Source organism: Pelomonas dachongensis (assembly GCF_043555865.1).
Classification (GTDB): domain Bacteria; phylum Pseudomonadota; class Gammaproteobacteria; order Burkholderiales; family Burkholderiaceae_C; genus Pelomonas; species Pelomonas dachongensis.
On sequence record NZ_JBIGHY010000009.1, the window covers coordinates 66,548 to 79,516 of the forward strand.

Sequence of the window (12,969 nt, forward strand, 5' to 3'; positions counted from 1 at the left end):
GATGGGTCAAACTGGCGCCCTCAGCAACGACGACTGGAGGACCGAATGTTCAAGCGCATCCTCGTCCCGACCGATGGGTCCGACATCACCGCCCACGCGGTAGACACAGCCATCCAGCTCGCCAAGGTGCACGGCGCCCAGCTGATGACGCTGAGCGTCATGGAGCCCTTCCCCTACAGCGCTGTTTCCGAGATCCAGCCCGTGCCACCGCAGGAGTTCATCGACGCCCAGCAGCGCGTCGCGACGCAGCGCGTAGAGGCCGTCAGCGCCGCCGCTGCGGCGCAGGGGCTTGCCTGCCGCATGCACACCGTGGAGGCACTGCACGCCTGGGAGGCGATCGTCGACCATGCCAAGACCGAGCAGGTCGACCTCATCGTGATGGCTTCGCATGGCCGCACCGGGCTGGCCGCGCTGCTGCTGGGCAGCGAGACGCAGAAGGTGCTGACGCACGTCGAGCTGCCGGTGCTGGTCGTGCGCTGACCTGCTCCTGAACACGCGCCCCCCCCAAACGCGCGGGGCTCTCAGGGCGAGACCGGCTCTTGTCGTGCGGAACGGATGCACAGCACCGCCAGCGCCGCCAGCAGGCAGGCGCCACCCGCCACGAACAGCGCCGGCGAGTAAGAGGCCAGCACGGCGCGCGAGAAGCCCGCACCGTAGGCCGCGGCTGCGGCACCCAGCTGGTGGAAGGCGAAGATCCAGCCGAACACCAGCCCCGCACGCGCGGCGCCGAAGTGCTGCGCCGTCAGCCTGACGGTGGGCGGCACGGTGGCGATCCAGTCCAGCCCGTAAAACACCGCAAAGCCCGACAGCCCAGCGACCGTGAAGTCCGAGTACGGCAGCCAGAACAGCGACAGTCCGCGCAGACCGTAGTACCAGCACAGCAGCTTGCGGTTGTCATAGCGGTCCGACAGCCAGCCCGACAGCGTCGTGCCGACCAGGTCGAAGACGCCCATCATCGCCAGCACCGACGCCGCCGGCACCGGCCCCAGGCCGCGGTCTCCGCACAGCGAGATGAAGTGGGTCTGCACCAGGCCGTTGGTGCTCAGCCCGCAGATGAAGAAGCTGCCCGCCAGCACCCAGAACGCCGGCACGCGCGCGGCGCTGGCCAACGTCTCAAACGGTAGCCGCCAGGTCGGGCGCGGCCCGGCCGGCGGCGGTGGCGTGTCCGCGGTGGCGCCATACGGCAGCAGCCCCAGGTCCGACGGCGCATTGCGCAGCAACAGCAGCACCAGCAGCGCCACCGCGGCGGTGGCGGCCACCACTGGCAGCAGCGCGCTGCGCCAGCCGTGCGTCTCTATCAGCCAGGTCGCTAGCGGCAGAAACACCAGCTGCCCGGTGGCCGCGCTGCCCGCTAGCAGGCCCATGACCAGGCCCTTGCGCTCGGCGAACCAGCGGTTCACCACCATAGCGCCGAGCACCATCGCCGTCATGCCCGTGGCCACGCCCAGCACCAGCCCCCACAGTACGAAGGCTTGGCCCAGGTTGCGCATGAACATGCCGGCCAGCAGCGCCACACCGATGGCCGCAGACGCCAGCGCCACCACGCGACGCACGCCATAGCGCATCAGCACGACGGCCGCGAACGGGCCCAGCAGCCCGTACAGCGCAAAGCGGGTCGCGAACACCGACGACAGCTCCGTCGTGCTCCAGCCGAACTCGCGGGACAGGGGCTGCAACAGCGCGCCGGGCAGGCCCAGCGCGGCCGACGTGATCAGCATCGCCAGAAAGGTCAGCCCCGCCACGACCCAGGCGTAGTGGACCCCGCGGCGTTGCAGCAGGTGAGCCAGGCGGGCAGCGAACATCAAGACACTTTTTGATTGCGGTCGATTTCAAAACAATCATAACGAGCGCAATCAAAAATGCACAATTCCTGCTGCCAGCTGGATGGAGTTGCTGCATGAAGGTCACCAAGGAACAAGCCGAACTGAACCGCCAGGCGCTGCTGGACGCGGCAGCGCGGCTGTTCAAGCAGCACGGCATCGACGGCGTGGGCGTGGCCGACATCTGCAAGGCCGCCGGCCTGACGCACGGCGCGCTGTACAAGCACTTCAACGACAAGCAGGACCTGGCCGCACAGGCCTTCGCGCACAGCTTCCGCACCGGCTTCGACAAGGTCAGCCGCACCAGCCGCGGCGAGGCAGCCGGCCTCACCCGCTACCTGGACCGCTACCTCAGCGCCCGCGTGCGCGACGACTTCTCGGCCGGCTGCCCGGTCGTGGCTTCGGCCTGCGAGACCGGCCGGCAGAGCGAGGCCGTCAGCAAGAGCTACACGGCCGGCTTCCTGGAACTGCGCTACGGCGTGCAAGCCGCGCTGGGCGATGACGACAGCGCCCAGGCCACGCTGGCCGTGGCAGCGCTTATCGGCGCAATGGCGCTGTCGCGCGGCGTGCTGAAGGCCGACGCCGCGCTGGCCGACGAGGTGTTGAAGGACGTGCGCGCCGGCATCGAACGCCTGGCGCGCGGGTGAGCCTCAATGCGCGTGGTGCAGCATCGTTGACACGACGAACGCGATGCCCAGGCCCACGGCCAGCCAGGCTACCTGGGCGACAGTCTCGCGCCACGCCAGCCGCTGCTGCAGCTGCGGCAGAAGGTCGGCCACCGAGATGTAGATGAAGCTGCTGGACGCCAGCACCAGCAGGTAGGGCAGCGCCAACTCGAACTGGCCTATCAGGAAGTAGCCCAGCACGCCGCCCAGCACCGAGGCCATGCCGGAGATCGCATTGAACAGCAGCGCCTTGGCGCGGCTGAAGCCGGCGTTCAGCAGCACGATGTAGTCGCCTACCTCCTGCGGGATCTCGTGCGCCACGATGGCCAGCGCCGTCGCCCAGCCGAGGTGGGTGTCGGCCAGGAAGGCCGCCGCGATGATGGCGCCGTCGCAGAAGTTATGGATGCTGTCTCCCACCAGCACGCTGAGGCCGCCGCGGCCCGCCTGCTCCGCGTCGAAATGGTGGTGGTGGTGGTGGCCGTCGCCCTCGTGGTGGTGCACGTGGCGGTACAGCTCCACCTTCTCCAGCAACCAGAAGAACAGCAAGCCCCCGAGCAGCACGGCGAACAGCGCCTGTGGCTCCACCGTGTGGCTCTCGAAGGCCTCGGGCAGCACGTTCAGCAGCGAGGTGCCCAGCAGGATGCCGGCCGACAGGCTGACCAGGCTTTTGACGAGACGGGTCAGCACGCCCACGGTCAGGCTGGCGGCGACCAGCACAGACAGCAGGCCGCCCGCGAAGGTCGCAAGCACGATGTAGAGAAGGGTCATGGATGCGCAAAGAAACGGGGCCGCACTGAGCAGCCCCGATGTCGATCAGCCTAGCAGAGCTGTCAAGCCCTTCAGACGACTCCGTTCTTCTTGAACCATGCAAGGCAGCGGGCCCAGCCGTCGTCGGCCGCCGCCTTCCGGTAGCTGGGCCGGTAGTCGGCATGGAAAGCGTGCGGCGTGTCGGGGTAGACAACCATCTCGCTCTTCGTGTGGCCGGCCGCCTTCAGCGCGTTCTCCAGCTGGGTCAGCGTGTCGACCGGGATGCCGCCGTCCGCTGCGCCGTACAGGCCCAGCACCGGCGCCTTGATGTCGGCGGCCAGTTCCACGATGGTCTTGTCGCCCGGGTGGTAGTTGCGCGCCACCGGCCCATACCAGGCCACGCCGGCCGCCACCTTCGGGTTGTGCGCCACGTATCGCCAGGTCGTGCGTCCTCCCCAGCAGAAGCCGGTGATGCCCAGCTTGCCCACGTCCCCGCCGTTGGCATCCGCCCAGGCGACGGTGGCGTCCAGGTCGGCGCAGACTTGCGCGTCCGACGCCTTGCTGACCACCTCGCTGATGAGTTTGGGAATGTCCGTGTACGCGCCGGCATTGCCGTGGCGCACGAACAGCTCGGGCGCGATGGCCAGGTAGCCCTGCTTGGCGAAGCGCCGGCACACGTCGGCGATGTGCTCGTGCACGCCGAAGATCTCGCTGGCCACCAGGATGACCGGCAGGCTCTTCCCGCCGGCAGGCTGCGCGCGGTAGGCCGACATCTGGAAATCACCCACCGGGACCCTGACCGGGCCGGCCTCCAGGCCCACCGTGTCGGTGCTGATGGTCTGGGCGGTCACCGGCAGCACGGCCGCCGCGAAACCACCGCCCACGGTGGTCTGCACAAAGCTGCGGCGATTGAAGTCGCGCGCCGGCGCAAGGCTGTCGATCTCGTCTTTCAACATCGAGGCTCTCCTATGGGGATGAGTTACCGGGGGGCGTCAAATTTTGCCCCGACAATCCCGGCCCATGACGACGCGCCCCGACAAAGCCGGCCAGATCTGGGCCTCTATCGACATCGGCTCCAACAGCTTCCGGCTGGAACTGGCGCGGCTGTCGGGCGATCGCTACCAGCGCGTCAGCTACATCAAGGAAAGCGTGCGCCTGGGTGCCGGCCTCGATGCCGAAGGCATGCTGACCGAGGAGGCCATGCAGCGCGGGCTGAATTGCTTGAGCGGCTTCGGCGAGCAGTTGGTGGGCATCGCGCCCGAACGCATCCGCGCGGTCGCCACGCAGACACTGCGCGAGGCCCGCAACCGCAACGCCTTTCTGGCTCGCGCCGAAGCCGTGCTGGGCCACCCAGTCGAGGTCATCGCCGGTCGCGAGGAAGCGCGCCTCATCTTCGCGGGCGTCGCGCGGCTGCAGCCGTCCGACAAGCCCCGGCTGGTCATCGACATCGGCGGCCGCTCCACCGAAATGATCCTGGGCCGCGGCCGCAAGCCGGCGCGGGCCGAATCCTTCGGCGTGGGCAGCGTGGGCTTGTCCATGCGCTTCTTCGCCGATGGTCGTTACACCGAGGAGGCCTTCCGCGCCGCGCAGGTGGCCGCGGGTGCGGAGCTGGAGGAAGCGCTGACGCTGTTCCGCCCCGAGCTGTGGCATGAAGCGCTGGGCTCGTCGGGCACCGTGGGGGCGGTTTCGCAGATCCTGGCCGCCACCGGCCAGACCGATGGCCGCATCACGCCGGCAGCGCTGCGCTGGTGCATCGCCCAGTGCATCGCCGCGGGCTCGCAGGACCAGTTACAGATCGCCGGCCTGAAGGAAGACCGCCGCCCCGTCGTGGCCGGTGGCCTGTGCATCCTCTACACGCTGCTAACGCAGTTCGGCATCGAGGAACTGCTGCCCACCAAGGGCGCGCTGCGCCAGGGCGTCATCTTCGACCTGGCCGAGCGCCTGCAGCCCAGCGGCGCGCGCGATCCGCGTGCTGATTCCGTCACCGCGCTGCAGCAGCGTTTCGATGTCGACCTGGCCCAGGCCGATCGCGTGGCCCAGCAGGCCGAGAAGCTCTACCGGCAGCTGGTTCCGAAGCCGTCGCCCGAGCTGCTGCGCGAGCTGCGCTGGGCCGCGGCACTGCACGAGATCGGCATGCTGGTGTCGCACCACGACCACCACCGCCACAGCGCCTACATCATCGGCCACGCCGATGCGCCGGGCTTCTCGACGAACCAGCTGCAGCGTCTGGGCACGCTGGCGCTGGGCCAGCGCGGCGGCCTGCGCAAGCTGGAAGAGCAACTGACCGATGCGACGCTGCTGGACCAACTCGTCGCGCTGCGGTTGGCGCTGATCCTGTGCCATGCCCGCACGCCCGTCACCGCGGCGGCGCCCAAGCTGTCGCGCAGCGGCCGACAGCTGACGCTGAGCTGCCCCAAGAGCTGGTCGGGCGAGCAGGCGCGCACGCGCTTCCTGCTGAAGGAAGAGGCCGAGGCCTGGGCCCGGACGGGCCAGCTGGAGCTGGTGATCGGCTGACGCCACCCCGCAGGTGCAGGTACGCCCCGCTCGCCGGCTCACGGCCTACAGCGTGTCCGGCCCCTGCACCGCGTGCAGCGTGACCTCCGGCTCGCCGTCGCGCTGGCGCCAGCGAAGCCACCAGACGGCGCCCTTCTTCACCGCCCAGTCCTGCTCCACGCCGCCCAGCAGGTGAGCAGCCAATTGCCCCAGCGTCGGCTGGTGGCCGCAGATCAGCACCGGCTCGCTGGCCCTGGGCCAGCGCGACGCCTCGATGAGATGAGCGAAGGACGCGGCGGGCGCAATGCTTGGCACCACGCGCACCTCGCGGCCCAGCGCCTCCACGGTCTGCCGACAGCGCAGCGCAGGGCTGGTCAGCACGCGGGTAGTGGCGGCCAGCCTCTGGTTGAGCCACGCGGCCATGCGCCGCGCCTGGCGCTCGCCCTTGGGCGTCAGGACGCGCTGCAGGTCGTCCTGGCCGGGCTGGATGATCTCGGCCTCGGCATGGCGCCACAGGATCAGGTCCATGGCAGCCGGCTCATTCCGAGAAGCGCTTCATCAGCGCCTGCTGGGCACTGACGCCACTGTCGCTGATGCGCAGCGAGCGGCCGTCCGGCCCCAGCTGCCACGCGTCCAGCGTGTCGTGCAGGTAAGGCACCAGCGCCTCGTCGATGACGCGCTGGCGCAGCTTGGGGTCCAACACCGGCCAGGCCACCTCGATGCGGCGGAACATGTTGCGGCTCATCCAGTCGGCGCTGGACAGGAACAGCGCCTCGCCGTCGTCGCCCTCAGCCCAGCGGAAGTAGCAGACCCGCGTGTGCTCCAGGAACCGGCCCACCACCGACCGCACGACGATGTTGTCGCTGACACCCGGCAGCCCAGGCGGCAGCATGCAGGCGCCGCGCACAATCAGGTCGACCTTGGCGCCGGCCCGCGCAGCGCGCAGCAGCGCGTCGATCAGCGCCACGTCGGTCAGCGCGTTGATCTTGACCACCACGCGCGCGGCCGCGTAGCCGGCCTGCGCCGCCGCTTCCACCTGGCCCAGCAGCTCCACCATGCGCTGGTGCATGTTGAACGGCGCCAGCAGCATGCGCCGCGGCGCCTTGAAGCGGCCCAGCGCGGCCAGCTGGCGGAAGACCGCGTCGGCGTCGGCTGTCAGGTCGGCGTCGGCCGTCAGCATGCCAAGATCGGTGTAGAGCCGCGCCGTCTTGGGGTTGTAGTTGCCGGTGGACAGGTGGCCGTAGCGGCGCAGCCGGCCGTTCTCGCGCCGCGTGATCAGCAGCAGCTTGGCATGCGTCTTGTAGCCCACGATGCCGTACACCACCTGGGCCCCCACCGCCTCCAGCCGCTCGGCCCAGTTGATGTTGGCCTCCTCGTCGAAGCGCGCCTTCAGCTCCACGACGGCCATGACCTCCTTGCCGCGCCGGGCCGCCTCGATCAGCAGGTCCATCAGCTCCGACTTGGCACCGGTGCGGTAGATGGTCTGCTTGATGGCGAGCACTTCGGGGTCCAGCACCGCCTCGCGCAGCAACTGCACGACCGGATCGAAGCTCTCAAACGGGTGGTGCAGCAGCACGTCGCCCTTCTTCAGCTTCTCGAAGATGGACTTGTGGCGCGGCAGCCGGCCGGTGGGCCAGGCCGGCTCGAACGGCCGGAAGCGCAGGGAGGGCGCCTCGGTCTGGTCGATCAGCTCGTTCAGGCGCACCAGGTTGACCGGCCCGTTGACGCGGTACAGCGCCGCATTGGGCAGTCCGAACTGTTCCAGCAGGAACTCCGACAGCTCGGCCGGGCAGGTGTTGACCACCTCCAGCCGCACCGCGCGGCCGAAGTGACGCGTCGTCAGGCCCGAGCGCAGCGCGTGGCGCAGGTTGGCGATCTCCTCCTCGTCCACCTCCAGATCGGAGTCGCGCGTGACGCGGAACTGCGAGAACGACTCCACCTTGCGGCCCGGGAACAACTCCTCCAGGTGCGCGCGGATGACGCTGGTCAGCAGCACAAAGGCCTGGCGGCCGTCACTGAGGTTGGCGGGCAGCTTGATGACGCGCGGCAGCACGCGCGGCACCTTGACGATGGCGATGCGCGTGTCGCGCCCGAAGGCGTCCTTGCCCGACAGCCGCGCGATGAAGTGCAGCGACTTGTTGGCCACCTGCGGGAACGGGTGCGACGGGTCCAGCCCCACCGGCACCAGCAGCGGCTTCACCTCGCGCTCGAAGAACTTGGCCACCCAGGCGCGCTGCGGTTCGTCGCGGTCGGCATGGTTCAGCACGACGATGCGCTGCTTCAGCAGCAGCGGCATCAGCTGCTCGTTGAACACGTGGTACTGCTCGTCGATCAGCGTGTGCGCGGCGCGGCCCACGCGGTCCACGTCCTGGCCCGACACCGGGCTCAGGGGGTCGCGCGCGGCGTCCAGCATGTCGGCGAAGCGCACCTCGAAGAACTCATCCAGGTTGCTGGACACGATGCAGATGTAGCGCAGCCGCTCCAGCAGCGGTACGTCCTCGCGACCGGCCTGCGCCAGCACGCGGCGGTTGAATTCCAGGATGGCCTGTTCGCGGTTCAGCAGCTTCAGCGGGGTCGGCGAATTGGCAGCGGTCATGATGAAAAGTGTATGAACGCTTTATGACAAACGTATGAGATGGGCGCGTTTGGATAATCCCCGCCCATGCACCTGATGATTCCCCATGCCAGCGCGCTGGACGAGGCCGCACGGCATGCGTTCTCGGGCCTCGCCCTGCCCCACCTGAGCGCGCAGCTGGGCCGGCTCACCGCCACCGACACTTGGGGCAGCGACGAGTTCGCGCCCCTGCCGCCCCACCACGTGGCGATGGCTGCCCTGCGCGGCCAGCCGCAGCCCAGCGCCGCCGCCTGGGCGCTCGACGCCGGGCCCGAGCTGGCCTGGGCGCTGATGACGCCGGTGCACCTGGCCGTCGGCAGCGACGGCGTGGACGTGCTGCCGCCCGCGGCGCTGGAGCTCTCCGAGTCCGACGCCGCGCAGCTGGTCGCCACGCTGCGCACGCTGTGGCCCGAAGCCGAGGGTTGGCAGTGGCGGCTGCTGGACGCGACGCGCTGGGCCATCGGCCATGCCAGCGCACTGGACGGGCTGGAAGCCGCCAGCATCGAGCGCGCCGCCGGCCGGCCCATCGAGCCCTGGCTGCCGCAGAGCCGAGTCTTGCGCCGATGGCAGAACGAGGCGCAGATGCTGCTGCACGACCACGCACTGAACGCAGCGCGCGAGGCACGTGGGCAGCACGTCGTCAACTCGGTCTGGCTCGGCGACATCGGCCGCAGCCACGGCGCGCCGTTCGACGTGAAGGTCGACGACCGCCTGGCCGCACCGCTGCTCAATGGCGACCTGGCCACCTGGGCCGAAGCCTGGCAGCGCCTGGACGCCGGGCCTCTGGCGCAGACGCTGACCAGCTTGACGCTTTGCGGCGAGCGCTTCGCCCGCCGCTTCACGGCCCAGCCGCTGTCGTTCATGGACAAGCTGAAGCGTCGCTTTCAGACGCCGGACGTGGCCGCCGTGATGGAGGCGCTATGAAGCTGGTCGAGCGTGAAGTCCCGCCCCGCACTGCGTGGGCCCTGGAGGAAGCCGGCGTCGCGCCGTTGCTGGCCCGGCTGCTGGCCGCTCGCGGCGTGCGCGAGGCCGCCGAGCTGGACGAGAACCTCAACCACCTGCTGCCGCCCGCGGGCCTCAAGGGCCTGCCCGAATCGGCCCGGCTCCTGGCCGACGCGATCCAGGCGGGTGAGCGCCTGGTGATGGTGGCCGACTACGACTGCGATGGCGCCACCGCCTGCGCCGTCATGCTGCGCGGCCTGCGGCAGTTGGGCGCGCAGCCGGAGCAACTGGGCTATGTGGTGCCCGACCGGGCCGTGCACGGCTACGGCCTGACTCCCACCATCGTCGACCTGGCCATGGCGCAGCAGCCCGGCCTGCTGGTTACAGTGGACAACGGCATCGCCAGCCTCGCGGGCGTGGCGCATGCGCGCGCGCTGGGGCTAAAGGTGCTGGTGACCGACCACCACCTGCCGGCGCTGGTCAACGGCGCGATCGTCGTGCCCCAGGCCGACGCCATCGTGAACCCCAACCAGCCCGGGTGCACGTTCGCGAGCAAGTCGCTGGCCGGCGTGGGCGTGGCGTTCTACGTGCTGCTGGGCCTGCGCGCCGAGCTGCGCGCCAGAGGCGCCCTGCCCGCGCCCGAGCCGCGGCTGGACGGCCTGCTGGACCTCGTGGCGCTGGGCACGGTCGCCGACGTCGTGAAGCTGGACGCCAACAACCGCCGCCTCGTTGCGCAAGGCCTCAAGCGCATGCGCGCCGGCCGTGCGCAACCCGGGGTCATGGCGCTGTTCAGCGCCGCCAAGCGCGACGCGTCCAAGGCGCAGGGCTTCGACCTCGGCTTCGCGCTCGGCCCACGCATCAACGCGGCCGGGCGGCTGTCCGACATGACGCTGGGCATCGAGGCGCTGACCACCGACGACCCCGAGCGCGCGCTGCAGTTGGCCACGCAGCTGGACGCCATCAACCGCGAGCGCCGCGACATCGAAGCCGGCATGCGCGAGATGGCCGAGGCACGGCTGGACGGGCTCATCGAGGCGCTGCAGGGCGAGCTGCCGCCGGCCGTCGCGCTCTTCGACGCCGACTTTCACGAGGGCGTCGTGGGCATCGTCGCGTCGCGCATCAAGGACCGCGTGCACCGCCCCACCTTCGTGTTCGCGCGCGGCGCGGACGGCAATCTGAAGGGCTCGGGCCGCTCCATTCCTGGCTTTCACCTGCGCGACGCGCTGGACCTCGTCAGCAAGCGCGAGCCCGACCTGTTGGCCAAGTTCGGCGGCCACGCGATGGCCGCGGGCGCAACGCTAGCGGTGGACGATGTCAACCGCTTCGCGCTCGCCTTCGCGCGCGTTGCCGAGGAGTGGCTGAACGAGCAGGACCTGACCCACACGCTGCGCCACGACGGCGCGCTGCCGGCCGACGCGGCCACGCCCGAGACCGCGCGGTTGCTGGACGGCCAGGTCTGGGGCCAGGGCTTCGAGGCGCCGGTGTTCTGCGACCGCTTCGAGCTGGTGTCGCAGCGGCTGGTGGGCGAGAAGCACCTGAAGCTGCGACTGCGCCAGGGCGGCAAGCTCATCGACGGCATCTGGTTCAACCACGTGGAAATGCTGCCCGAGCGCGTCACGCTGGCGTACCGGCTGAGCCTGGACGAGTGGCAGGGCCAGCAGCGCGTGCAGTACGTGGTGGAAGCCAGCGCCGACCCCTGAGTCGTGAAGGAGTTGGCAGGCGCAAGGTGAGAAATGCCATCGGTCACCCGAGTGTCACAAGGTGTTTCAAGAATCCGCGGCGCAAGCGGTACCGGCTGTTTCGGTACCTCCCGCCGACCCGGAGCCCCCAATGCGCGACACCGCGCCCGACCCCCTTGCCGACGCGCTGCACCGCCTCATCGCGCAGCGCAGCTTTGACATCCACTTCCAGCCGCTGGTCGCCATCGACCGCGCCGAGATCTACGGCTTCGAGGCGCTGACCCGCGCCCCCGCCGACGGCCCGCTGCATTCCCCGCTGGTTTTGTTCGACACCGCCGCCCGCCTGGGCCGGCTGGTGGAGCTGGAGCACCTGATCGTGCAGCGCGCCATGCAGCGCTTTAAGGCGTTGGGCCTGCCCGGCCTGCTGTTCCTGAACGTGACCGCCGACACTCTGATGGGCGCCCGCGAGCACGCCGGCCGGCTGACCGCGCAACTGGCCGAGCTGGGCCTGCCGACCTCGCGCGTCGTCATCGAGCTGACGGAGACCCGCCCCATCGACGACCTGGCTCAGCTGGACGACGCGCTGCAGGCGCTGCGCGAGCGCGGCCTGCGCATCGCGCTGGACGACCTGGGCGAGGGCTTCGCGTCGCTGCGCCGTTGGATGGAGATGCGGCCCGACTTCGTCAAGATCGACCGCCATTTCATCGACGGCATTGCACAGGAGCCGCTGAAGCAGCAGTTCGTGCGCTCCATTGTCGAGATGGCCGCCACCAGCGGCTGCGAGGTGGTCGCCGAAGGCCTGGAGCAGGAACCCGACCTGGACGTGCTGCGCCGGCTGGGCCTGACCATCTGCCAGGGCTACCTGTTCGCGCGGCCCAGCGCGACTCCGCGCGCGTCCTTGAGCGCGCAGTGGAGCGGCCGGCTCGCGGGCAATGCGCAGTCGCGGCTGCTGCAGAACGACCTGGCGCTGCCGCTCGCCCAGGGCGCCATCACCAGCGCCGCGCAGCTGGCGCGCCGCGGCCTCACGGTCACGGCCGCCGCCAACTGCCGCACCGTGGTGGACCTGTTCCATGCCGACGAGCAGCTGCTGGCCATTCCCGTGCTGGACGACCAGCAGCGCCCCATCGGCGTGCTGCGCTCGCTGCACGTGCTCAAGCGCGGCACCGAGCGCTACTTCATGGACATCTTCGACAAGCGCAGCTGCGTGGAGCTGATGGACGCGCACCCGCTGGTGTTCGACGTCGGCACGCCGCTGCGCGCGATGAGCGATGCGATGGCCAGCCTGGACGAGCGCCTGCTGATCGACGGCTTCATCGTCACGCGCGACGGCGCCTACTTCGGCTCGGGCCGCAGTTCGGATCTGCTGAAGGCCGTTTCCGACCTGCAGGTGCACGCGGCCCGCTACGCCAACCCGCTCACACTGCTGCCCGGCAACGTGCCCATCGACCACCACCTCGACCGCCTCATCGCGGCCGGCGAGACCTTCGCCGCGGTGGTGTGGGACATCGACCACTTCAAGCCCTTCAACGACGTCTACGGCTACCGTGTGGGCGACGACATCATCCGCCTGGCCGCGCGCGTGCTGACGCAGGCGGCCGACCCGCAGCTGGACTTCGTCGGCCACATCGGCGGCGACGATTTCGTCATGGTGCTGGGCAGCGCGGACTGGGAGGAGCGGCTGGCGCGCATCTGCGCCGCGTTCGACGCGGGTGTACGCAGTTTCTTCTCCGCCGAACACCTGGCCGCCGGTGGCTACATCACGCTGAACCGGCAGAACCAGCCCAGCTTCCACCCGCTGCCCACCATCTCGGCCGGCGCCGTGCAGCACCTGCCCGGCCAGTTCGACAGCGCTCGCGCGCTGAGTGCGGCGCTGGCCGAGCCCAAGCGCGTGGCCAAGGGCCGCGCCGGCGGGAGCCGTTTCTTCGTTGACCGACGCCAGCGCCCGGCCGCACTGCTCGCGGCCTGAAGACTTCCACCCCGGGGACGCAGCGCCGCGGCCCCCCTCACTT

Annotated in this window: 11 protein-coding genes; 6 read left to right on the forward strand and 5 right to left on the reverse strand. The window is 70.0% G+C overall.

What is annotated here, in order from left to right; genetic code table 11:
* The first annotated feature begins 45 nt into the window (after window positions 1-45).
* A complete protein-coding gene (locus ACG02S_RS21185) occupies window positions 46-480 on the forward strand; it encodes a universal stress protein (protein ID WP_394472475.1) in 435 nt (144 codons plus the stop codon).
* A 41-nt stretch (window positions 481-521) separates the two neighbouring features.
* On the opposite strand, the gene ACG02S_RS21190 is transcribed toward ACG02S_RS21185, so the two are convergent.
* Entirely contained in the window at window positions 522-1,802 is a 1,281-nt protein-coding gene (locus ACG02S_RS21190; RefSeq protein ID WP_394472476.1) for an MFS transporter, read from the reverse strand.
* 95 nt (window positions 1,803-1,897) lie between these two features.
* Between ACG02S_RS21190 and ACG02S_RS21195 the strand changes: the two genes are divergently transcribed.
* Window positions 1,898-2,467, forward strand: a complete 570-nt coding sequence (locus tag ACG02S_RS21195; protein ID WP_394472477.1) for a TetR family transcriptional regulator — start codon at window positions 1,898-1,900, stop codon at window positions 2,465-2,467.
* Between the two features lie 3 nt (window positions 2,468-2,470).
* Here the strand turns inward: ACG02S_RS21195 and ACG02S_RS21200 are convergent, their stop codons facing one another.
* Together ACG02S_RS21200 and ACG02S_RS21205 are read right to left on the reverse strand one after the other, a co-directional pair.
* Window positions 2,471-3,253: a ZIP family metal transporter gene (locus tag ACG02S_RS21200; RefSeq protein ID WP_394472478.1), complete on the reverse strand. Its 783-nt coding sequence runs from the start codon at window positions 3,251-3,253 to the stop codon at window positions 2,471-2,473.
* Window positions 3,254-3,324: 71 nt separating this feature from the next.
* On the reverse strand, window positions 3,325-4,188 hold the full coding sequence (locus ACG02S_RS21205) for a dienelactone hydrolase family protein (RefSeq protein WP_394472479.1): 864 nt from the start codon (window positions 4,186-4,188) through the stop codon (window positions 3,325-3,327).
* A 64-nt stretch (window positions 4,189-4,252) separates the two neighbouring features.
* On the opposite strand from ACG02S_RS21205, the gene ACG02S_RS21210 reads away from it, so the two are divergent.
* Window positions 4,253-5,746: a Ppx/GppA phosphatase family protein gene (locus tag ACG02S_RS21210; protein WP_394472480.1), complete on the forward strand. Its 1,494-nt coding sequence runs from the start codon at window positions 4,253-4,255 to the stop codon at window positions 5,744-5,746.
* A gap of 45 nt (window positions 5,747-5,791) precedes the next feature.
* Here the strand turns inward: ACG02S_RS21210 and sixA are convergent, their stop codons facing one another.
* Together sixA and ppk1 are read right to left on the reverse strand one after the other, a co-directional pair.
* On the reverse strand, window positions 5,792-6,253 hold the full coding sequence (sixA, locus tag ACG02S_RS21215) for a phosphohistidine phosphatase SixA (protein ID WP_394472481.1): 462 nt from the start codon (window positions 6,251-6,253) through the stop codon (window positions 5,792-5,794).
* 10 nt (window positions 6,254-6,263) lie between these two features.
* The gene (ppk1, locus tag ACG02S_RS21220; protein WP_394472482.1) at window positions 6,264-8,321 is read right to left on the reverse strand and encodes a polyphosphate kinase 1; all 2,058 of its coding nucleotides are present in this window, start codon (window positions 8,319-8,321) and stop codon (window positions 6,264-6,266) included.
* A gap of 66 nt (window positions 8,322-8,387) precedes the next feature.
* On the opposite strand from ppk1, the gene ACG02S_RS21225 reads away from it, so the two are divergent.
* The 3 genes from ACG02S_RS21225 to ACG02S_RS21235 all read left to right on the forward strand — a co-directional run bounded on the left by ACG02S_RS21225 (window position 8,388) and on the right by ACG02S_RS21235 (window position 12,926).
* Complete coding sequence (locus ACG02S_RS21225; RefSeq protein ID WP_394472483.1) at window positions 8,388-9,263, forward strand: hypothetical protein; 876 nt, start codon at window positions 8,388-8,390, stop codon at window positions 9,261-9,263.
* Window positions 9,260-10,981 carry a single-stranded-DNA-specific exonuclease RecJ gene (recJ, locus tag ACG02S_RS21230; RefSeq protein ID WP_394472484.1) on the forward strand — a complete coding sequence of 574 codons (1,722 nt, stop codon included), beginning with the start codon at window positions 9,260-9,262 and terminating at the stop codon, window positions 10,979-10,981. The genes ACG02S_RS21225 and recJ overlap by 4 nt, the downstream gene beginning before the upstream one ends.
* Window positions 10,982-11,111: 130 nt before the next feature.
* Window positions 11,112-12,926, forward strand: a complete 1,815-nt coding sequence (locus ACG02S_RS21235; protein ID WP_394472485.1) for a bifunctional diguanylate cyclase/phosphodiesterase — start codon at window positions 11,112-11,114, stop codon at window positions 12,924-12,926.
* The last annotated feature ends 43 nt before the right edge of the window (window positions 12,927-12,969 follow it).